This is a genomic window from Acidaminococcus intestini DSM 21505 (genome assembly GCF_000425045.1).
Taxonomy (GTDB): Bacteria; Bacillota; Negativicutes; order Acidaminococcales; family Acidaminococcaceae; genus Acidaminococcus; species Acidaminococcus intestini.
Map to the genome: position 1 here is coordinate 19,076 of NZ_AULA01000028.1, position 19,583 is coordinate 38,658.

Below are 19,583 nucleotides of genomic sequence, written 5' to 3' on the forward strand. Positions count from 1 at the left end.
TCTTATAGGCCTGCCACCTCCTTGGCGGCGGGCCCCCTTTTCCTAAAGGAGGAAAACCCATCATGACACTCATGACTGCCAGTGAATACATTGAAAGCCTACGCAAACTGAAGACTCGAGTCTATATGTTTGGGGAAAAAATCGACAACTGGGTCGACCATCCCATCATTCGTCCGTCCATCAACTGCGTTGCCATGACCTATGCCCTGGCCCAGGATCCAAAATATAAGGACCTCATGACAGCAACGAGCAACCTGACGGGCCACACCATCAACCGTTTCACCCATCTGCACCAGTCCCCGGAAGACCTCATCAAGAAAGTCAAGATGCAGCGACTTCTCGGTCAGAAAACAGCCAGCTGCTTCCAGCGCTGCGTCGGTATGGACTCCTTCAACGCCGTATACTCCACGACCTATGAAATCGACGAAAAATATGGCACCCATTACCACGAAAACTTCAAGAAGTTCCTCATCTACGTCCAGGATAATGACCTGACCGTAGACGGCGCCATGACGGATCCTAAAGGGGACCGCTCCAAGGCGCCTCATGAACAAAAAGACCCGGACGTCTTCGTCCATGTCGTGGAACGCCGTCCTGACGGCATTGTCGTCTGCGGCGCCAAGGTTCACCAGACAGGTTCCATCAACTCCCATTGGCACATCTTCATGCCCACCATCTCCATGAAGGAAGCCGATAAGGATTGGGCCGTCAGCTTTGCCTGCCCGACCGACGCCGAAGGCCTCTACATGGTCTATGGCCGTCAGTCCTGCGATACCCGCAAGATGGAAGACGGCGCCAACATCGATCTTGGAAACGCAAAATTTGGCGGTCAGGAAGCCCTGGTCGTCCTCGATCACGTCTTCATCCCTAATGACATGATCTTCCTCAATGGCGAAACAGAATTTGCCGGCATGATGGTTGAACGCTTTGCTGGCTACCACCGTCAGTCCTACGGTGGCTGCAAAGTCGGTGTCGGCGACGTCCTCATCGGTGCCGCTGCCCTTGCCGCTGAATATAACGGCGTTGAAAAGGCAAGCCATATCAAGGATAAACTCATTGAAATGACCCACCTCAACGAAACGCTCTTTAGCTGTGGTCTTGCCTGCTCCTGCGAAGGCTGCGCCACGAAGGCCGGGAACTACCAGATTGACCTGCTGCTTGCCAACGTCTGCAAGCAGAACGTCACCCGTTTCCCCTATGAAATCGTCCGTCTTGCCGAAGATATCGCCGGCGGTGTCATGGTCACCATGCCAAGCGAAAAGGACTTCAAGTCCGATATGGTTGTCGGCAAAAATGGGGAAACCATTGGAGAAATCTGCAAGAAGTTCTTTGTTGGCCGCGATGACATCCCAACGGAAAAACGGCAGCGCATCATGCGCTTCATCGAAAACATGTGTCTTGGCAGCGCCGCCGTAGGCTACCGCACGGAATCTCTCCACGGTGCCGGCTCTCCGCAGGCCCAGCGCATCATGATTGCGCGCCAGGGAAACATCGCCCAGAAGAAGGAATTTGCTAAAATCATTGCGGGAATCGTCGATAAGGATTAAAATAGTAAAATAAGCGTCGTGATACGTTTTAAATCCATCTTTAAAGCGTGACATGATCCTGCGCAAATAAGGCAGACCCGCGCCTACGCCTTTGTAGGTTGGGCCTGCCTTCCCGTTGCAGGCTGTACAGTCACAAAAGGAGAGATCATGCCTAAGAAGTTTGAAATCATCCACAAAAGGGTGCTGAACCCTGAAATGAGCTCGATTTCGGTCTATGCTCCCTGGATTGCTGCCAAAGCAAAACCGGGCCAATTCATCATTCTCCGTTCGAACGAAGAAGCAGAACGGATTCCTCTCACCATTTCCAGCCATGACGACGGACTCATTACGGTCATCTTCCAAAAAGCCGGTGCTGGCACGATGGAACTGGATCTTTTGAATGAAGGCGACTGTCTGGCCGATATGGCAGGTCCCCTTGGCAAACCGACCCCTGTTGAGGGCTATGGCCGTGTTGCCGTGTTAGGCGGCGGTCTTGGCTGCGCCATTGCCCTGCCGGTTGCCCGCGGTCTTCATGAGGCTGGCAACCAAGTTGATCTCATTGCTGGATTCAGAAATGAAGAACGTGTCATTCTCCAAGATGAAATGAAAGCAGCCTGTACCGATCTTCATACCTGTACCGATGATGGTTCCTTCGGCTACCATGGCTTTGTCACCAATAAGCTCGAAGAACTCATCAAAAGCGGCGTCAAGTTCAATCAGATCTTTGCCATTGGGCCCCTTCCCATGATGAAGTTTGCGACCCTCATGGCCAAGAAGTATGACATTCCCTGCATGATCAGCATGTGCCCCCTCATGATTGACGGAACGGGTATGTGCGGTTGCTGCCGCGTCACTGTTGGCGGTGAAACGAAGTTTGCCTGCGTCGATGGACCGGACTTTGACGGCTATCTGGTTGATTTTGATGAAGCCATCGAACGCAACCGCACCTACCAGGCCTTCGAAACGGAGCGTCGCGAGGAAGAAGCAGAACACATCTGCAATCTCACAGGGGAGGTCCGCAAATGAGTATCAACATGCAAGCTGAAAAGACGCCCATGCCGACCCAGGCACCGGACGTGAGAAACCATAATTTCAAGGAAGTAGCCCTGGGCTATACGGAAGAACAAGCCATCAACGAAGCAAAGCGCTGCCTGCAGTGCAAGAAGCCGTTGTGTGTCACGGGCTGTCCTGTCGGGATTCCTATCCCCCAGTTCATTGCCAAAGTCGCTGAAGGCGATTTCCGCGGTGCCTTTGACATCATCTCTTCGGCTAACGCCCTGCCCCGCATCTCGGGCCGCGTCTGCCCTCAGGAAACACAGTGCGAAGGCAAATGCGTCCGCGGCATCAAGAATGAACCGGTTGCCATCGGTCGCCTGGAACGTTTCGTTGCTGACTGGGCCGCTGAACATGCAGCCGATATCATCTGTGTGGATCCCCAAAATGGTCATAAAGCCGCGGTCATCGGCTCCGGCCCGGCGGGTCTTACCTGCGCCGGTGAACTTGCCCGCAAAGGATTTGACGTAACTGTCTTTGAAGCGTTCCACGTAGCGGGCGGTGTATTGAGCTACGGCATTCCTGAATTCCGTCTGCCAAAATCCATTGTGGCTTCCCAGGTTGAAAAACTGAAGGAACTGGGCGTCAAATTTGATACGGACATGGTCATCGGCAAAGTTCTCACCATTACGGAACTCATGAAGGAACATGGCTATGAAGCTGTCTTCATTGCTTCCGGTGCCGGCCTGCCCCAGTTTATGCATATTCCCGGTGAAGGCCATGTGGGCGTCTATTCCGCCAACGAATACCTCACCCGTATCAACCTCATGAAGGCCTATGATGAAAAGAGCAGCACACCGGTCTTAAAAAGTAAGTCCGCAGCGATTGTCGGCGGCGGCAACGTGGCTATGGACGCGGCTCGCTGCGCCAAACGTCTGGGGGCCGATGTCCACATCGTTTATCGCCGCGGTGAAGCTGAACTGCCAGCACGACTCGAAGAAATCCATCACGCCAAGGAAGAAGGAATCCACTTCAACTTCCTTACAAGCCCAGTTGAAATCCGCGCCGATGAAAAAGGCCGCGTTTCTTCCCTTGTCTGCCAGAAGATGGAACTGGGTGAACCGGATGCTTCGGGGCGCCGCCGTCCTGTACCCATCAAGGGCAGCGAATTTGAACTGCCGGTTGATATGGTCATCATGGCTATTGGGACGCGTCCCAACCCCATGAGCTATGACGATACACCGAATCTTGACCGCACGAAGAAAGGTACCGTTGCTGCAAGCGATGACACCTGTGCTACGTCTGTTCCCGGCGTTTACGCTGGCGGTGATGCCGCAACCGGCGCCGCTACAGTCATCCTTGCCATGGGTGCCGGAAAGAAAGCCGCAGCCGCCATGGCAGACTACATGCTAAAAAAATAAGCATCATCAACGCAACCGTTAACAGCTGCAGATAGTACTCTGCAGCTGTTTTTCTTCATTCAAAAAGGAGGCCCCCTCAGGGAGTCTCCTTTTTCCTTTATGGAAGGGAGCACCATAAGCTCAAAGTTTCATATCCCCGTTTTTGACCCAGCCCAGGCGGCAGCAGCCTTGATTGATGATGGGAGATAGGATGGCTGGCAGGACAAAGGAAATAAAAAGAAGACCCAGCCAGTCAAAGGACGTAATCGCCGCTTTGGTCCCCGCTGCCATATCAGAGATCCATCCTGTAAATACACCAATCTGTCCTACAAGACCACAGGTCCCCATGCCAGAAGAAACGGCCGCTCCATCCATTCGCAGCTTAAAGACACAGGTTGCCAGCGGTCCCGTTATGGCAGAAGCAAAGATGGGCCCAATCCAGATGCGCGGGTTCCTAACGATGTTGGGCATCTGCAGCATGGATGTGCCAAGACCTTGAGACAGCAGGCCGCCCACTCCATTTTCCCGGTAGGACTGGACGGCAAAGCCAATCATCTGAGCCGAGCAGCCTGCTACAGCAGCGCCGCCGGCAAGACCGGTGAGGCCCAAGGCCGCACAGATGGCAGCCGATGAAATCGGAAGGGTAAGGGCAATGCCAACAAAAACGGAAACAAGGATGCCCATAAGAAAGGGCTGCAATTCCGTAGCCCACATGATGACAGTCCCTGTCTGCATCGCAAGTTTCCCTAAGGGCGGCGCACATAAAGCTGCGAGCGTGGCACCGACACCGATGGTCACAAGGGGCGTTACAAGGATATCGACTTTTGTTTCCCCAGCGGCCAGTTTCCCGATTTCACTTGTGGCTATGGCGACAAAAAGCACCGCCAAAGGCCCACCAGCGCCGCCCAGTGCATTGGTTGCAAACCCTACGGTGAGAAGCGAATAAAGGACCAAGGGCGGACAATGCAGCGCGCGGCCAATGGCAACTGCCATGGCAGGTCCGCTCATGGCCATAGCAAGGCCGCCAACCGTATACTTGATGCCGCCTACGGTCGCAACGACAATCTTTAAGGCACGGATATCAAAAAGAAGGCCCATGGCATTGATGATGGTCCCTATGAGCAAGGAACAAAAAAGACCTTGTGCCATGGCCCCCATGGCATCAATGAGATATCGTTTGGTTGAAATTTCTACGTCCTTCTTTTTTAAAAATGCCTGAATCGCTTCCATTTGTTTTCCTCCCTGATGCTCGTGCTCTCTTTCGCATCTTGTATACAAGATATATCAAGAAAAAGGATACGCTCTGGAAAATATCCTGTCAACTTATATGACAAGACAATTATGATTTCAAAAAAAACACCCTTTTTATGCGTCCCCTACATCTTTTTTTCGCATAAAGAAAAAGATGAGGCTTTCTTTGCCTGTCCCACAGTCCTTTTTACGCCGCAAAAGAACGAATTCTTCCCGCTGATAGACCCGGATGACTCCCATCTTTTTGCTAAAAGCTGCAACGGCGAGTGAACTCCCTTCATTTTTGACAGCGTCGATCAGTGCCTTTCCCCTACCTTTTTTCCGATATGCTAGCCCAACAAAAAGACCCTCAATAGAGCTTTTTATAAGATCAATGAAGCCAAGGATGATTCCTGCATCTTTAGCTGCAATCATATGCGCTTCAGGGAAAGGGCTCTTGACACAGGTCAAATTGTCCTCAAAATAGGGAGCATCGATGAAGGGATAGGTGTCAAGATTTCCCTCCAGCCAAAATCCAAGCACTGTATCAAGGCAGCGCTTTTCATGGTGCGCAGGTTCATAACAGCTCCTTTCTCCAATCTTTCCTTTGGCTTAGATGAAAGCCCTCTTTCTGTCAAAGAGGGAACGAAAAGAAAACAAAAATGCAAATGTCCACCCTCTCCCATGATATAATAAAAAGAAGAAAACCTATGAAAGGAGTCCTCGCCATGCCTTTATCCATGACCCTTGAACCGGTCCAAAAACAGCAGCTCACGCAGCACCTCATCCAGCAGATGAACCTCCTCCAAATGACGAGCGAGGAACTGGATGCCTTTGTGGCAAGGGAAGTGGAGCAAAATCCCCTCCTTGACTTCCCTGAAGAGCGGGAAACATGGCGGGAAGAAGGACCGGAATGGCGCCGCATGCACCTAAGGGCGCGAGATCCCAGCGATGATCCCCCTTCAAGCCCTGTGGAAAATGCCCACGCCCTTGAAATGACCTTGGAAGCCTTTTTGGATGACCAGATTGGTTGCCTTTCCCTCTCGCCTCTTGAAGCACGTCTTGCCTATTTCATTGCTGGCACCTTGGATCCCAGCGGATATTGGAGGGAAGATCCTGTCGCTGTTGCAGAACGCTTTGACGCAACGGAAGAAGTGGTCCTTGCCGTCCTTCAACAGGTGCAGCATCTCGAACCCTGCGGCGTTGCAGCCCGTTCCCTCAAAGAGTGTCTCCTCATGCAGCTTGCCCAGCAAAAAGGCGACACATCCCTTGCCCAAAAGATCATCGAAGAGGGGCTTGATGATCTTGCAAGGAATCGGATTCCCCAGCTTGCCTCCCGGTTTAACGTGACAAAAGAGGCAATTCTTGCGGCGCGGGACCTCATCCGCAGCCTGAATCCCAAGCCCGGCACCGCCTTTAGTGAAGCAGGCCCCGTGGAATTTCTCCACGAAGATGCCTTCGTCAAGACGACGGAAAAAGGGCTTAAAATCACCCTGTCAACATCCTATGGCAGGACGCTTGTCATCAACAAGGGATATCTGTCGATCTTAGACCACTCGGATCGGCCCAAAGTTAAGGAATACCTAAAAAAAGAGCTCAAAAGGGCCAAAGAGCTTCAAGCCCTCTTAAAAAGCCGCGAAGATACGCTCGCTGTTGTCCTCGATGCTCTTGCAACGCACCAGGAACGCTTTTTCCGCTATGGGCCGGGACATAAAGTGCCCTTAAAACTGGCGGATCTTGCGGATGATACGGGTTTTGCCATTTCCACAATCAGCCGCGCCCTCTCCCATAAGGTCATCGCCTGCCGTTGGGGCGCTTACCCAGCAGATGCCTTCCTTGTCGGGACGGCTGCCAAAGCCTCTGAGGAAAAAGGAACGGAAACAACGGATGAAGCCTTGGAACTTGCCCTGCAATCCCTCATTGATGACGAAGATAAGCACCATCCCTTGAGCGACCAAACCCTTTGCGACAAGCTCAACGCAATGGGCATTCCCGTAGCCCGCCGGACGGTCAATAAATACCGTACCAAACTTGGTATTCCCGGCAAAAGCGCCCGCAAAGTCTGGTAAAAAGGAATCGAACCAAAGAAAATGGACCCATTGGCTGCAACCTGCGTAGGGTCCATTTTTTACTGATGTGAAACCTCTTTTGAACAGACGGCTGAACACACTCTCAGCAAAGTAAAGGATATCCATTCTGTGAAAAAAAATGGCACAGGAAATCAAAAATGAGCCCCCCGCATCTCTTCCAAGGAATTGGTTGATTTTCTCTTTGAACAGCCTTACTGCAAGATTCGCTTTTTGGTCAGCCGTAACATGGCAAAAGCGCGGACTGCTTCAAAATACTCGTGCCAACTTCACGAAAGAGGATTTTTAGATGTTCCGAGTATTGGCTGTAAAAAAAGGTTATCAACCCACAATTGTGGGATATCCTGACTCGATAATGTAAAAAAGACACGATGAAAAAATGATTGTTTTCATTCTTTCATCGTGCCTTTTTCGACTTTTCCTTATTCTTTGGGATTATCTTCCTGGTACAGGGGCAAGGTCACGACAATCTTCGTGCCGAAATGTTCGCGGCTTGTGAGGGCGATCGTGCCATGATGCTGTTCAATGATATGCTTGACAATGGAAAGACCTAAGCCCGTACCGCCTATGCGCTTGCTGCGGCTTTCTTCAACGCGGTAGAAACGTTCAAAGACGCGGTCCTGTTTATCCTTGGGGATCCCGATGCCCGTATCTTCAACGGTAAAAAGAAGGTTCCTGCCGGTTTCTGCTTTTTCCATCGTTACGTAGACATGTCCACCAGGGCGATTGTACTTTACAGCATTATCGACAAGGTTCAGAACCACTTCGCGCAGCATATCGCTGTGCCCCATGACCTTATCCTCCGTGAGTGCAAGATGGAGCTGGATTTTCTTATCCGCAATCACGGGTTCCATAAAGCCTGCGACACTTTCCGTAATGGATTTGAGGCTTACGGCTACGGCCAGGTCCTGTGTTTCCGGTCCTTCAATCTTTGTGAGGAAGAGGATGCTGTTGATGAGTTCCAAAAGGCGCTTGGATTCCTTCACGATAAGGGCACCAAAACGCCTCACGTCTTCCTTTTTCCCCACCATACCTGCCGCCATCATTTCCGCAAACCCCTGGATGCTTGTAAGCGGCGTCTTCAGTTCATGGGTGACGTTCGCTGTAAACTCGCGTCGCAGCTTTTCCTGCTCCCGACTGATCCGCTTGATGGTCTTTTTATCTTCTTCCAAGGTATAAATATATTCCTGGATGGTACGGCTTTGTTCCGTGATCTTATCGACAAGGGGACTCAGCTCGGGATACGTGGCTGGAAGTTTCGGAATGTCCACTTCCTTATCCGTTGTCACAAGGGGTTTGGTCCCCATGACACGCATGTAATCGGCCGTCTCTGTAAGTGGCCGAAGAAGGCGCTTGGTCAGGTTCGTTGCAACGAAAAAGCAGCCGCTGCCTATGAGGACGAGAAAAATCAGGATATAGGGAATGAGACTGAAATAGGCCGCGTAAACCGTATCCTGACGAATGGCTACCCGCAGAACCGATCCGTCGGGCAGGCGCCGCGCCGCATAATACGTAATATGGTCCAAGGTAGCGGACTGACGCGTAGCAACGCCGTCTACTTCCTTAAGGGCTCGCACAACTTCCGGACGATTGCCATGATTTTCCATTTGGGCAGCGCTGTAATCCGTTTCATAAAGAACGCGCCCATCGTGACCAATCCACGTAAAGCGAAGGCGATGATTGGAAGCCTCAGCAGTTTCCTCAATAAACTCAATGATATCATCCGTACGGGTTGCCTTAGCGGCAATAACCGTGACGGTGTCTTGAAGGACAGTCATGGTCTGCGCCCTAAGGGTTCGCCAAAAGCCAACAGTCAGGAAAAGGAGCGTCAATAGGGCTGCACCGATTCCAATGCCAATAAGACTCAAAAAGATTTTCTTTTTCATGATTCTGGCTCATCAAGCCGGTATCCCACGCCGCGGATTGTCTTGATAATCTGTCCTCCCTCACCGAGCTTCTGACGCAGGCTCTTGATATGCATGTCTATGGTACGGCTTTCACCGGCGTAGGTAAAGCCCCATACAGATTCCATGATCTGTTCCCGTTGGAGCACGATGCCCACGTTCATCATAAGATAGTGGAGCAGTTCAAATTCCTTGGCCGTCAGCATTACCTCTTCCCCATAAGCTGAGACGGCATGCTTTAGGGGGTCCAAGGTGACAGGCCCGCACACCAGCATCTCAGAAGGTTTCTCCACTCGGTGGGAACGGCGTAAAACGGCCCTGATCCTTGAAATCAATTCCAAGATGCCAAAAGGTTTGGTGACATAATCATCAGCCCCAATGGTGAGTCCTTTGACAACATCATATTCACTGGTTCGTGCCGTCAGCATGATGACCGGAAGGTCTGCCGTCCTCTCCTTATGCCGGATCTTTTTAAGGATTTCGATTCCACTTTCGCCCGGCAGCATGATATCAAGCAACACCAAATCAGGGATCTTTTTTTCGAGGACTTTATAAAAAGATTCCCCGTCAGCAAATGTCTGTGTCTCAAACTGCTGGCTTTCCAGGGCATAGGCCACAAGTTCACGGATGTTCTCATCATCTTCCACACAGTAGATACAAGGCATCATCACCCCTCCTTTTTTCTTTATTATAATACGAAGTTGGAGTGACGTCCCCTTTTTTGTGTAAAAATTGTGTAAGAATAGAGTACAATTTTTACACAAGGCGAAAAAATAAAAAGCTGCAGGAAAATGAAAATCCATTTTCTTGCAGCTTTTGCAGCTTCTTAACCGGAATTACTTCAGGCTGTCAGCAAGGATAGCATCGCTTGCGCAGACAGCAACAACGTCAACGATATCGCTGACAGAGCAACCGCGGGACAGGTCGAGGATTGGTTTAGCCAGACCCTGAACCAGAGGCCCAAGGCAGGTAGCGCCGCTGAAGCGTTCAACCAACTTGTAGCCAATGTTAGCGGCAGCAAGGTTCGGGAAAATGAGGACGTTGGCATGGCCAGCTACGCTGGAACCAGGAGCTTTTCTTTCGCCAACTTCAGGAACAAGGGCAGCGTCAGCCTGGAGTTCACCGTCGAAAGCAAAGTCGACATTTCTTTGTTTCAGGATTTCAACAGCCTGCTGAACCTTATCAACGGATTCACCAGTGCCGGATCCCTTCGTGGAATAGGTCAGGAGGGCAACGCGGACATCTTTGATACCCAGGGTATAACGGGCACGGATGGCGCAGCTCGTAGCAATATCAGCAAGCTGTTCAGCTGTCGGGTCAAGGATAACACCGCAGTCACCGAAGACCAGTTTACCGCCTTCACCAAGGTTGGTGTTGCTGAGGACGATAAAGCCGGAGCAAACAGTCTTGTTGCCAGGACGGACACCGATAACCTGGAGACCTGCCTTGATAACATCAGCAGAAGTACGGGTAGAACCAGAAACGCACCCGTCAGCATCGCCCATGGCAACCAAGCCAGCCCCAAAGAAGGTCGTGTCCTTGGTCATGATTTCGCGGGCTTTATCAACGGTCATGCCCTTCTTTTCACGGCGTTTTGCAAAATAAGCGCACAGCTCATCCATGCGTTCATAGGTTGCAGGATTGATGATTTCAATGCCTTCAAAGGAGACACCCAGTCTCTTGGCATCACGGTTCAGCTGTTCAGGATCCCCAACAAGGATGATCTTGGCAAATCCTTCACGAGCAACAATGGCAGCTGCTTTAAGGGCTCTGTCAGAGTTGTTTTCCGGAAGAACGATTCTCTTTTGAATCGGTTTGACGCGAGATTTCAGATGATCAATAAAAGGCATTCCTAACCACTCCTATTTGTTTTTTGAATGAAGAGCTGGGCGCTCCACTTCTAATTTGACATTATATCACGTTTTGTAGATTTGTGCTTGTCCTTGGGACAATTTTTTCTTGAGGGCTCATAAAATTTTCACTTGTGAGCTCCGCATCGTCTCCAGAGCCGCCCCATGGGAATGAGGCGTAACCCCAGCGCAGCAGTGACTGTCGACAAGGACGGGCACTTCGGGCAGGGCCGCCTTGATGATCAGGGCATTGGAAACAACGCAGATATCCGTGCAAAGGCCCACAAGTTCGACGCTCTCGATGGTATCCCGCACTTTTTCAAGCTTTCCAGCAAGAGCAAGGGAGCCAAAAGCTTCCTTTTCCACTTTTTCCGCGCCAAGCCGTTCCGCCAGATTCTCCAGTTCCGGCACAAGGCGATGACCAGCCGTTCCTTTGATGCAATGCGGCACAGGAAGGATCCTGCCTTCCTGCGTTTTGAGGTAATCAGCCCCATGGGTATCGAGGGTGAAAATGACCGTTCCATCAAAATGGGCGGCTTTTTCTGCCACGCGGGGCACAATGGCCTGGGCTTCCTTGGTACCAAGACTTCCTGAAACAAAATCTTCCTGCATATCGACAACAATCAAGACCTTTTTCTTCATGACCCGTCTCCTCCATGCTTTTGCGCCATTATACCATGGGAACTACAGGTCCTTATGCTGTCTGTCTTGTCACTGTGACGTTTTATTATCCTTTCTTTGGTTCTTCAAACGTCGCTGCCGCCTCCTTAAGGAATTTGCGAATCGTCAAATGCTGGGGACAGACATGCTCGCAGGCACCGCAGAGAATGCAGTCACTGGCCTTTCCTGCATTTGCTGTCACAACATTTTCATAGTAAAAATTGGCATTATGATTGTTGAAGACACGCATGGAATTGAGAAGGGAAAAAATATCTGGAATAGGAATCTTCTTCGGGCAGTGATTTTCTTCGATGCAGTAGCGGCACGCCGTACAAGGGACAGCGTCAAGCTGGCTGAAGACTTCGACAACGCCGTCTAGGGTTCTTTTTTCTTTATCCGTAAGAGGTTTGAAATCCTTCATGAAAGACGTATTGTCCGCCACCTGGGAAAGCGTGCTCATGCCCGATAAAACCATGAAAATTCCCTCATGACCTGCCACGAAACGAATGGCATAGCTTGCGTTTGACGCCTTGGGATAAGCGCCCTGCTGGAGGGTATCGAAAAGATGCTGCGCCTTTGGCGGCAGCTTTACAAGACTCCCGCCCTTAACGGGTTCCATGACAATCACGGGTTTATGAAAGCGGAGACATGTCTCATAAACCCGTCTTGCGTCAACGGCAGTGCTTTCCATATCAATATAGTTCATCTGGATCTGGACAAATTCAACATCCGGGTGATCTCCCAAAATCCGTTCCAAGACCTCTGCCTTATCATGGAAAGAAAGGCCCACATGGCGGATCTTGCCTTCTTTTTTAAGGGCAAAGGCGGTCTCATAAGCATGGCAGCGCTGGAACTTATCATAGTTGCCAAGATTCTGGGCATGCATCAGGTAAAAGTCAAAATAACTGACGCCGCACCATTGAAGCTGTTTTTCAAAAAAAGGCCGGATATCTGATTCTTGATCAAAATAAGGGGCCGTGAGCTTATTGGCAAGAAGGTAGGCTTCCCGCGGGTAGCGGCTCGTCAAGGCCTCGCGGAGCGCTAGTTCCGATTCACCATTAAGATAAGGATGAGCCGTATCAAAGTAATTGAAGCCTTCCGACAGAAAAAGATCCACCATCTTTGAAAAAGCTGCAAGATCAACTTTCTCCCCAATCATGGGAAGACGCATGGCTCCAAAACCAAGTTTTTTCTTCACTTCTGGAAATCCCGTCTGCATTGTCATCCCTCTCTTTCTAAAAGCACCGTTTTCATAAAATAATGCGTCCTCGTTCTTTCTCATTATTTTACAATGGAGAAAATAGAAAAGAAAGAATAAAAAACATCGAAGGAATGCGAAAAAGGGTCTCTTCCGAAAGGTACCCCTTAAGGAAAAGACCCCCATGCCCCGCCTTAGGCGGAATAAGGAACGATATAACACCACGAGGTCACCAAGGGTGAACCCAAAAGGCTTTATGTTCTTTCAGGCCTTGATTCTAAACGGCAAAGGTGAGCCTCATCTGGTGCCACACGACATTTCCGTGTGTTGAGCCCGAAACCCCCTCATCGACAAAGCCAAAACGGGCATAGTAATGAATCAAGCGTTTCTTACAGGTAAGGACAAGACCTTTGCGGCCTTCCTTACGGGCCTGTTCAATAAAAGCCATAAGGACCTTAGCAGCAAGACCCTGGCATTGATAATCTGGATCCGTATCAAGCCCAAAAATCATCTGCCAGGCCCCATTTTCATCATGCATACCTGCCTTTTCATACATTTCATCCGTAAGATTCCTTTCATCCGTCACAAATCCATTGACAAACGAAACCAGACGTGTCCCGTCAAATAAGAGCAGAAAATGATTCGGGTAGACCGCAACCCGGTCCCTTACAGAAGCTTCCGTCGCCGCCTCCAGTTTGGGAAAACAGCGTGCTTCTAGGGCTGCAATGGCCGCAACATCTTCTTTTGTCGCCTTCTTCAGTTCCATATCCAAGTCCTTTCTTACGGGCGTTAGGCCCGTCCTTCTTCTTGTTTCTTCTTCAATATATCGATGATGGTCTTTTCCGTCTCCACCATTCCAGGGGAAGCGATGAGGCCCATATTGCGCAGGGTATCTTCTGCTGTTTTACCATTGATTCCATGGTTACTGAAGATATAGCGACCCCGCATGGCAAGTTCTGCCGATGTGAACGAAAGTTCTACTGCTGTAATGCCCTTCATGATACACCCTTGGTTGCCCCCATCGCAAATCATGCCGGTAATGGAACTTGCCATGTTGCTAATTGCTTTTTGGATTTCGTCATGGCCGCCGCCCATGAGATAGACAAGTCCGCAGGCCGCCCCCGTTCCCGCTGCAATGGCACAGCCGCAGAAGGCCGAGAGTTTCCCCGAATATTCCTTGATGTACATACAAACAAGATAACTAAGGCAAATCGAACGAAGAAGCGCCTCTTCCGTTAAATTCCACACTTGCTGATAGGCATATAGAGGCATAGTTGCCATGATTCCATGGGCCCCTGATCCAGTAATGCTCATAGCAGGAAGATTGAGTCCAATCACACGGGCTTCAATAGCTGCATTGCAAAACAAGTTGGCGGTTCGAATGGCATCCTCCGAAACTAGTTTATTATCATTCATGACTTTTAAAGTCCGTGCAAAAGTTGTCTGTTGATTCCGGAGAGCTTCCTCAGCCAAAGCCCGATTCATGATCACCGCCTCTTTCACAAAGGCGATTTCTTCATAGGGTACGGTCTTTATGTAGTCCAGTATGTCCTCTATGCTGCAGCGATGGATGAAGGGAATTTCATTTTCTTCTGCCTGAGCAAGATTATCCGCTGAATAAATGGTCTTTCCATCTTCTTTTATTTCTACCACATGAGTATGGGCATCGCGAATCACGACTTCCGCCTCATGTTTTTTCCCCATGACTACTGCGCGAATCTCAATACGACTTGTAATGCGATCCATAATGACATCGATGATCCCATTTTTGACAAGCCCTTCAGCTTTCTTGACATCTTCTTCCGTTACACCGTCAAGACAGAGGAGTTCCTTTTGCGGATCTGCCGCAACCAAACCAAGGGCCGCGGCAAAATCGTTTCCTACATGGGTCGTATTAGGGATACCACAAGTAAAAGCATTCTTATATAGCCCGCTCGTCAGGTGAAGGACTACCCTTGTCACTTCTTCAGGCAGATGGTTCCGCGCCAACGCTACAGCAAAGGCAATTGCTGCCGGTTCAGTTACACCTAAAGCAGGTTTCATATCTTCTTTGATCAGTCTCGTCAATGCATGCATAAGGCTTCGATCCTTTCTGAAAGTACAGCCATGATAATACCACAAGGTCATCACAGAAGAAACCCGCAAAAGAGAAATCTCACACTTTTGCGGGTAGGGGGTAAACTATTTGAGACAATCCTTGAGAGATAGGGTCTTGGTTCCATCCTCTAAAATCATGCAAGGAATGCCAAGACGCTGTGTTCCACAAATATCCTTATAAAGTGCATCTGTTTCACGAAGTGTCAAGTATTCCTTAAGTCCGGCATGACTTCCTAAAATGTCAACAAAATCAACTTCATACCCCTTTTCTGCAAGAACATGAAGCGCATAGAGGGTATCAGGACACTGATGACTTCCAATGATTTTGATCTGCATAAAAACATCTCCTTTCAAGGCTCAGCTTATCTATTCAGAACAGTTGCAGCTATGATCATGCTTTTTATCCATCCAATCTTTTCCTTCAACCATGCGGGTAATCATCATAGAAGCAACGGTATCACCACTGGCATTGAGGCAGGTTGCCATAGGATCAACGAGGTACCCAATCGTTGCAATGAGGGGAAAAGCTTCCTGAGGGAACCCGAACAGCGTTACAATAAGAAGTTCCCCAACAAGACCGCCGCCTGGTGCTCCTGATAGAACAAAGGCACTCAAAATGGAAACGATGATGGCTTTGATATAGACATCAACCCCAATAAAAGGAATGTTGAAGATACCAAAAAGGAAGGCAATCTTGACGATGGAGGAAAGAACCGAACCGTCCATGTGCATCGTTGCACCCATAGGCAGTACAATGCCGTAAATATCTTCTGGGACGCCGATTTCTTCACAGGCAATCATGCTTGTTGGAAGTGTTGCATTGGAACTTTGCGTACCAAAAGCCGTAATGGCAGGGTTCAATATATTGCTCCAAAATGCGCGGACACCTCGTTTGCCGCCCGCATAATAAGCATATCCACTGAAAAAGATGACAAAATAGAACACACACATGGGGTAGTAGATGAGCATCGTCCGCCCATAATGACCAATAAGCTGGGGTCCATACTCTCCGACGAGATTGGCAAAGTAAGCGCCAAGACCAATTGGAGCAAGTTTCATGACCATATCAATGAGTGTCATGATAACACAATTGATGTTAGCAATGACTTTTCCCAGAGGAGAATCTTGCCCGCCATTCATGGAAACCGCGACACCTGTGAAAATGGCGGCAATAATGCAGGGGAGCATATTGGAACGGCTGAAAATTTTTGGAAAATCATCGACAGTGAGTGTTTTGACAAGCATTTCTCCAGCGGAAATCGGTTTTGCAAGTTCAACACCCTGCATGGAAACCTGAACTCCACTAGCTGGCGGGAAAATATTGACCACAATGAGAACAACAGCAGCTGCAAAAAGACCCGTTGTTACAAATGTGAGGATAAGGCTGCCCAAGATTTTCCCTAATCGTTTGAGATTCAGCATACTGCCGACGGCATTGGCAATAGAGAAAAAGACCATAGGGGCTACGATTGTAAACATCAGGTTAATAAAGATATCCCCCAAAGGTTTAAGGACTGCGGCCTGTTTTCCCCAGATGACACCAATGAGAGCTCCGAGAAAAATTCCTCCTAAAAGAATCAGAGGAAAGCGATAGGACTTCCAAATCTCATTCTTGTTCATTTTGTTCTCCCTTTCTCTTTCAGCGTTTCCGTCATCCTTCCCCTCGATTCAAAGACAACGAAAATAGGTCAGCATATAATTGGATTGAGTATATATAGATGAACAAATATTGGATACTTATTTACGGATTTTTTCCACAGCTCTTTTCAGCTGCCCCAACGCTTTTTCCAAGGTCTTCCGAGGACAAGCCACATTAAGACGCATATAACCACTTAAAGAGCGGCCAAAAGAATGACCAGGATTGAGTCCTAGTTTTGCCTGATGGATGAAGAAATCCACCAGTTCATCATTCGTCATATGAAGATCGCGGCAATCAAGCCACATAAGGTACGTTGCATCCGGAAGATTTGGTTTGATTTCAGGAATATATTCTTTACAATAAGAACGAACAAAATCAAAATTATCCGAAATGTAGGCAAGAAGCTGTTCCAACCACTCTTCCCCTTCACGATAAGCAGCTTCCATAGCCACAGAACTAAAAGCATTGTTACGGTGAATATCCATGCTGGACCAATAGGTGTCAAAGCGGGCTTTCATATCCTCATCAGGAAAAATTGTTGTTGACGCCTGAAGTCCTGCTAAATTGAAGGTTTTTGTCGCCGATACGCAGGTAATAATATGATCCTTATAAAAGGGAGCCGCAAGAACTGTCGGAGTATGTTTCTTACCATGGAAAATAAGGTCGGAATGAATTTCGTCAGAAACGACGAGAAGTCCGTATTTTTGGCAAATTTTCATCATCTTCTGGATGTCTTCCGCTGTCCAGACGATACCCAAAGGATTATGAGGATTGCAGAAAAGGAACACCTTAGCGTCTTTTGCCTTTTTTTCAAAATCCTCAAGATCAACGGTCCACCCTGTTTCAGTACGGGTCATCTGCGTTTCCGCTACAGTTCGTCCCGTATGTTCCGTAATATCATAGAACTCGGAATAAACAGGCGTCTGGAACAGAATACGGTCTCCTTTTTTTGTAAAAAGCTTGATCAGGGAAGCCATTGCGGGAACAACTCCGATGGCCCAACTCATAAGACGGGTATCAGGATTCCACTGATTGCGTTTTTCTTCCCATTCCCTAACAGCTTCAAAATAACTTGCGGGACGGGATGTATAGCCCCAAATTCCTTCTTCAGCCTTCTTTCTGCATGCGTCAATGATGGGCTGAGCCGTACGAAAATCCATATCCGCTACCCAAAGGGGGATTACATCCATAGTTCCAAAGACCTTTTCCCGCTCATCATACTTGGAAGAACGATTTTGACTCCGATCGATGACTTCATCAAAGTTGTATTTCATAAAAATGTCTCCTTATTCCTTTACTGCCACAACTTCAATCTCTACCCGCGCGCCTTTGGGAAGAGCTCCAACCTCAAACGCTGCCCGAGCAGGGAAAGGTTCCGCAAAATAAGTCCCATACACAGCGTTCATGGCACCAAAATCAGCTATATCCGCTAAGAGGACTGTTGTTTTCACAACATGTTCCATACCAAGATCGGCCCCTTGAAGAATTGCCTTGATGTTTTCAAGAGACTGACGGGTTTGTTGTTCTATGGATTCCGCGGGAAATTCTCCCGTTTGGGGATCAACGGGCAGTTGGCCCGAAACATAAAGAATGGATCCTTTTGAAAGGATTCCCTGACTGTAAGGCCCAATGGCTTTAGGTGCCTTTTCGGTTCTTATTTCTTGTTTCATGATAGCCTCCTTGGTCTTTCTTAGTTGGCCTCATTATAGCTATATTTGAATTATTTAGAAAATTTTATTTTTCTCATAAAATGATAAATAATGAATCATTTTACTTCTTTACATGAGAAAAAGGGTTGTTTTTTCCTTTGTTTCCCTTTAAAATGAAAAAGTCGATTGATTTCATTTTAAATTTGGATTTATAGGAGACAGCCATGGAACCTCTTAAAGAAATTGGAAGCAAGATCAAATTCTACCGTATCCAAAAACATATGACCATCAAGGATTTGGCTGAATCCATCTGCAAAAGTCAAGCAACACTCTATAAGTACGAAAAAGGGCAAATTGCACTCGACCTATCCGTTCTCTATGACATAGCATCGGCTCTTTCTATACCCGTGACAGCACTTCTTTATGAACCACCCCTTCCCAAAAAAGAAATGGCGGCAAGTATTGTGCCTGCTTTTTTTTCTGGCCTCACATCCTTTTATGCCTACACCTATGATGGACGACAGAAGAAAATTCGTGAAAGTCTTATTGAGTGCATTCAAAAGGCTGAAGAGACCGATTCTAGTAACGGTCTCATTCCTTCCCCTTTTTTAGGAGAAGGGAGCTATCTCGTTAAAATGTATATGAATCTTCTCCAAAACGATAATGAACATCTTTGTGAGGATTCTTACTTAGGCCATATGGTTCATTTTGGTGCCATCACAAACTTTATATTTCAAAATTGCAATGCCCGTCTGGATCAGTACATGATTTCTGTTCCCTCACCTTATATAGATAGTGAAACAAAATGGGGTCTGGCATTTGGGATTTCCTCCCGTCCGCTCATGCCCACCGCTGGCAAGGTCCTGCTTTCTAAAGTAAGGATTCCCAAGACCAAGGAATTTGCCAAATCGCTAATCCTCACCAAGGAAGATTATCGCCTTATGAAACTCTATAACTATATGGTTGTTGTATAATAAAACCCAAAAAGGGCCCTTCGAGATGATGTGTACCCCAAAAACTGGACGCATATAAATTAGTTAAATGGCATTAGTGGATGTTTCCCGATATATTTCGGGAGGCATCCATTTTGTTTTTTTCTGAATCCTTTCCTTGTTGAAATAATGAATGTATTCTTTCACTGCTTTAGCAAATACCTTGAACGAGGTGTATTCTTTTTCGCTTCCGTAATACATTTCATTTTTCATCCGACCAAAAAAGGTCTCCATAATACTGTTGTCATAGCAGTTGCCCTTACGCGACATTGACTGTATAATTCCATGCTTTTTCAATTCACTTCTGTAATATTCATGCTGATACTGCCATCCCTGATCCGAGTGCATAATTAAACCC

Annotated in this window: 20 protein-coding genes; 6 read left to right on the forward strand and 14 right to left on the reverse strand. The window is 48.3% G+C overall.

From position 1 onward, the window contains the following. Positions 1 to 62: 62 nt before the first annotated feature. The 3 genes from H503_RS0108480 to gltA all read left to right on the forward strand — a co-directional run bounded on the left by H503_RS0108480 (position 63) and on the right by gltA (position 3,940). The gene (locus H503_RS0108480) at positions 63 to 1,547 is read left to right on the forward strand and encodes a 4-hydroxyphenylacetate 3-hydroxylase family protein (protein ID WP_022227449.1); all 1,485 of its coding nucleotides are present in this window, start codon (positions 63 to 65) and stop codon (positions 1,545 to 1,547) included. A gap of 147 nt (positions 1,548 to 1,694) precedes the next feature. Further along, positions 1,695 to 2,552: a sulfide/dihydroorotate dehydrogenase-like FAD/NAD-binding protein gene (locus H503_RS0108485; protein ID WP_009014605.1), complete on the forward strand. Its 858-nt coding sequence runs from the start codon at positions 1,695 to 1,697 to the stop codon at positions 2,550 to 2,552. Beyond that, positions 2,549 to 3,940 carry an NADPH-dependent glutamate synthase gene (gene gltA, locus H503_RS0108490; protein ID WP_009014606.1) on the forward strand — a complete coding sequence of 464 codons (1,392 nt, stop codon included), beginning with the start codon at positions 2,549 to 2,551 and terminating at the stop codon, positions 3,938 to 3,940. Before H503_RS0108485 ends, gltA begins: the two co-directional genes overlap by 4 nt. A 120-nt stretch (positions 3,941 to 4,060) precedes the next feature. Here gltA and H503_RS0108495 read toward each other — a convergent pair whose 3' ends face one another. Together H503_RS0108495 and H503_RS0108500 are read right to left on the reverse strand one after the other, a co-directional pair. Next, a complete protein-coding gene (locus H503_RS0108495; RefSeq protein WP_009014607.1) occupies positions 4,061 to 5,149 on the reverse strand; it encodes a PTS sugar transporter subunit IIC in 1,089 nt (362 codons plus the stop codon). Positions 5,150 to 5,284: 135 nt separating this feature from the next. Further along, positions 5,285 to 5,692 carry a GNAT family N-acetyltransferase gene (locus H503_RS0108500; protein WP_009014608.1) on the reverse strand — a complete coding sequence of 136 codons (408 nt, stop codon included), beginning with the start codon at positions 5,690 to 5,692 and terminating at the stop codon, positions 5,285 to 5,287. Positions 5,693 to 5,859: 167 nt separating this feature from the next. Between H503_RS0108500 and rpoN the strand changes: the two genes are divergently transcribed. Further along, positions 5,860 to 7,218, forward strand: a complete 1,359-nt coding sequence (gene rpoN / locus H503_RS0108505) for an RNA polymerase factor sigma-54 (protein ID WP_162141340.1) — start codon at positions 5,860 to 5,862, stop codon at positions 7,216 to 7,218. A 171-nt stretch (positions 7,219 to 7,389) separates the two neighbouring features. After that, complete coding sequence (locus H503_RS12980; RefSeq protein WP_367281723.1) at positions 7,390 to 7,584, forward strand: hypothetical protein; 195 nt, start codon at positions 7,390 to 7,392, stop codon at positions 7,582 to 7,584. A gap of 74 nt (positions 7,585 to 7,658) precedes the next feature. On the opposite strand, the gene H503_RS0108510 is transcribed toward H503_RS12980, so the two are convergent. From H503_RS0108510 to H503_RS0108560, 11 genes are all read right to left on the reverse strand, one after another. Then, a complete protein-coding gene (locus H503_RS0108510; RefSeq protein WP_026385675.1) occupies positions 7,659 to 9,122 on the reverse strand; it encodes an ATP-binding protein in 1,464 nt (487 codons plus the stop codon). After that, positions 9,119 to 9,805, reverse strand: a complete 687-nt coding sequence (locus H503_RS0108515; RefSeq protein ID WP_022227446.1) for a response regulator transcription factor — start codon at positions 9,803 to 9,805, stop codon at positions 9,119 to 9,121. Before H503_RS0108515 ends, H503_RS0108510 begins: the two co-directional genes overlap by 4 nt. 171 nt (positions 9,806 to 9,976) lie before the next feature. Then, the gene (pta, locus tag H503_RS0108520; RefSeq protein ID WP_009014612.1) at positions 9,977 to 10,990 is read right to left on the reverse strand and encodes a phosphate acetyltransferase; all 1,014 of its coding nucleotides are present in this window, start codon (positions 10,988 to 10,990) and stop codon (positions 9,977 to 9,979) included. Between the two features lie 117 nt (positions 10,991 to 11,107). Then, on the reverse strand, positions 11,108 to 11,632 hold the full coding sequence (locus tag H503_RS0108525) for a cysteine hydrolase family protein (RefSeq protein ID WP_009014613.1): 525 nt from the start codon (positions 11,630 to 11,632) through the stop codon (positions 11,108 to 11,110). 85 nt (positions 11,633 to 11,717) lie between these two features. Beyond that, positions 11,718 to 12,869 carry an aldo/keto reductase gene (locus H503_RS0108530; protein WP_016459402.1) on the reverse strand — a complete coding sequence of 384 codons (1,152 nt, stop codon included), beginning with the start codon at positions 12,867 to 12,869 and terminating at the stop codon, positions 11,718 to 11,720. A gap of 256 nt (positions 12,870 to 13,125) precedes the next feature. After that, on the reverse strand, positions 13,126 to 13,614 hold the full coding sequence (locus H503_RS0108535) for a GNAT family N-acetyltransferase (RefSeq protein WP_014129015.1): 489 nt from the start codon (positions 13,612 to 13,614) through the stop codon (positions 13,126 to 13,128). 23 nt (positions 13,615 to 13,637) lie between these two features. After that, positions 13,638 to 14,924 carry an L-cysteine desulfidase family protein gene (locus H503_RS0108540; RefSeq protein ID WP_009014616.1) on the reverse strand — a complete coding sequence of 429 codons (1,287 nt, stop codon included), beginning with the start codon at positions 14,922 to 14,924 and terminating at the stop codon, positions 13,638 to 13,640. 105 nt (positions 14,925 to 15,029) lie between these two features. Further along, complete coding sequence (locus tag H503_RS0108545; RefSeq protein ID WP_009014617.1) at positions 15,030 to 15,281, reverse strand: glutaredoxin; 252 nt, start codon at positions 15,279 to 15,281, stop codon at positions 15,030 to 15,032. Positions 15,282 to 15,311: 30 nt separating this feature from the next. Next, the gene (locus H503_RS0108550; protein WP_009014618.1) at positions 15,312 to 16,565 is read right to left on the reverse strand and encodes a dicarboxylate/amino acid:cation symporter; all 1,254 of its coding nucleotides are present in this window, start codon (positions 16,563 to 16,565) and stop codon (positions 15,312 to 15,314) included. 117 nt (positions 16,566 to 16,682) lie between these two features. Next, positions 16,683 to 17,858: a MalY/PatB family protein gene (locus H503_RS0108555; protein WP_009014619.1), complete on the reverse strand. Its 1,176-nt coding sequence runs from the start codon at positions 17,856 to 17,858 to the stop codon at positions 16,683 to 16,685. Positions 17,859 to 17,870: 12 nt separating this feature from the next. Further along, on the reverse strand, positions 17,871 to 18,254 hold the full coding sequence (locus H503_RS0108560; protein WP_009014620.1) for a RidA family protein: 384 nt from the start codon (positions 18,252 to 18,254) through the stop codon (positions 17,871 to 17,873). A gap of 203 nt (positions 18,255 to 18,457) precedes the next feature. Here H503_RS0108560 and H503_RS0108570 point away from each other — a divergent pair, with 203 nt between their 5' ends. Next, a complete protein-coding gene (locus H503_RS0108570; protein WP_009014621.1) occupies positions 18,458 to 19,207 on the forward strand; it encodes a helix-turn-helix domain-containing protein in 750 nt (249 codons plus the stop codon). 63 nt (positions 19,208 to 19,270) lie between these two features. Here the strand turns inward: H503_RS0108570 and H503_RS0108575 are convergent. After that, positions 19,271 to 19,583: IS3 family transposase (locus H503_RS0108575; protein ID WP_026385434.1), on the reverse strand; the 313-nt coding region annotated here is incomplete at its 5' end.

What these genes read in the sequence shown, in the direction of transcription:
- H503_RS0108545 (WP_009014617.1), bottom strand. Translation starts at nt 15,281, where the DNA reads ATGCAGATCAAAATCATTGGAAGTCATCAGTGTCCTGATACCCTCTAT.
- H503_RS0108570 (WP_009014621.1), top strand. Translation starts at nt 18,458, where the DNA reads ATGGAACCTCTTAAAGAAATTGGAAGCAAGATCAAATTCTACCGTATC.
- H503_RS0108555 (WP_009014619.1), bottom strand. Translation starts at nt 17,858, where the DNA reads ATGAAATACAACTTTGATGAAGTCATCGATCGGAGTCAAAATCGTTCT.
- H503_RS0108510 (WP_026385675.1), bottom strand. Translation starts at nt 9,122, where the DNA reads ATGAAAAAGAAAATCTTTTTGAGTCTTATTGGCATTGGAATCGGTGCA.
- H503_RS0108485 (WP_009014605.1), top strand. Translation starts at nt 1,695, where the DNA reads ATGCCTAAGAAGTTTGAAATCATCCACAAAAGGGTGCTGAACCCTGAA.
- H503_RS0108515 (WP_022227446.1), bottom strand. Translation starts at nt 9,805, where the DNA reads ATGCCTTGTATCTACTGTGTGGAAGATGATGAGAACATCCGTGAACTT.
- H503_RS0108480 (WP_022227449.1), top strand. Translation starts at nt 63, where the DNA reads ATGACACTCATGACTGCCAGTGAATACATTGAAAGCCTACGCAAACTG.
- H503_RS0108535 (WP_014129015.1), bottom strand. Translation starts at nt 13,614, where the DNA reads ATGGAACTGAAGAAGGCGACAAAAGAAGATGTTGCGGCCATTGCAGCC.
- H503_RS0108540 (WP_009014616.1), bottom strand. Translation starts at nt 14,924, where the DNA reads ATGCATGCATTGACGAGACTGATCAAAGAAGATATGAAACCTGCTTTA.
- pta (WP_009014612.1), bottom strand. Translation starts at nt 10,990, where the DNA reads ATGCCTTTTATTGATCATCTGAAATCTCGCGTCAAACCGATTCAAAAG.
- H503_RS0108560 (WP_009014620.1), bottom strand. Translation starts at nt 18,254, where the DNA reads ATGAAACAAGAAATAAGAACCGAAAAGGCACCTAAAGCCATTGGGCCT.
- H503_RS0108495 (WP_009014607.1), bottom strand. Translation starts at nt 5,149, where the DNA reads ATGGAAGCGATTCAGGCATTTTTAAAAAAGAAGGACGTAGAAATTTCA.
- H503_RS0108525 (WP_009014613.1), bottom strand. Translation starts at nt 11,632, where the DNA reads ATGAAGAAAAAGGTCTTGATTGTTGTCGATATGCAGGAAGATTTTGTT.
- gltA (WP_009014606.1), top strand. Translation starts at nt 2,549, where the DNA reads ATGAGTATCAACATGCAAGCTGAAAAGACGCCCATGCCGACCCAGGCA.
- H503_RS0108550 (WP_009014618.1), bottom strand. Translation starts at nt 16,565, where the DNA reads ATGAACAAGAATGAGATTTGGAAGTCCTATCGCTTTCCTCTGATTCTT.
- H503_RS0108530 (WP_016459402.1), bottom strand. Translation starts at nt 12,869, where the DNA reads ATGCAGACGGGATTTCCAGAAGTGAAGAAAAAACTTGGTTTTGGAGCC.
- rpoN (WP_162141340.1), top strand. Translation starts at nt 5,860, where the DNA reads ATGAAAGGAGTCCTCGCCATGCCTTTATCCATGACCCTTGAACCGGTC.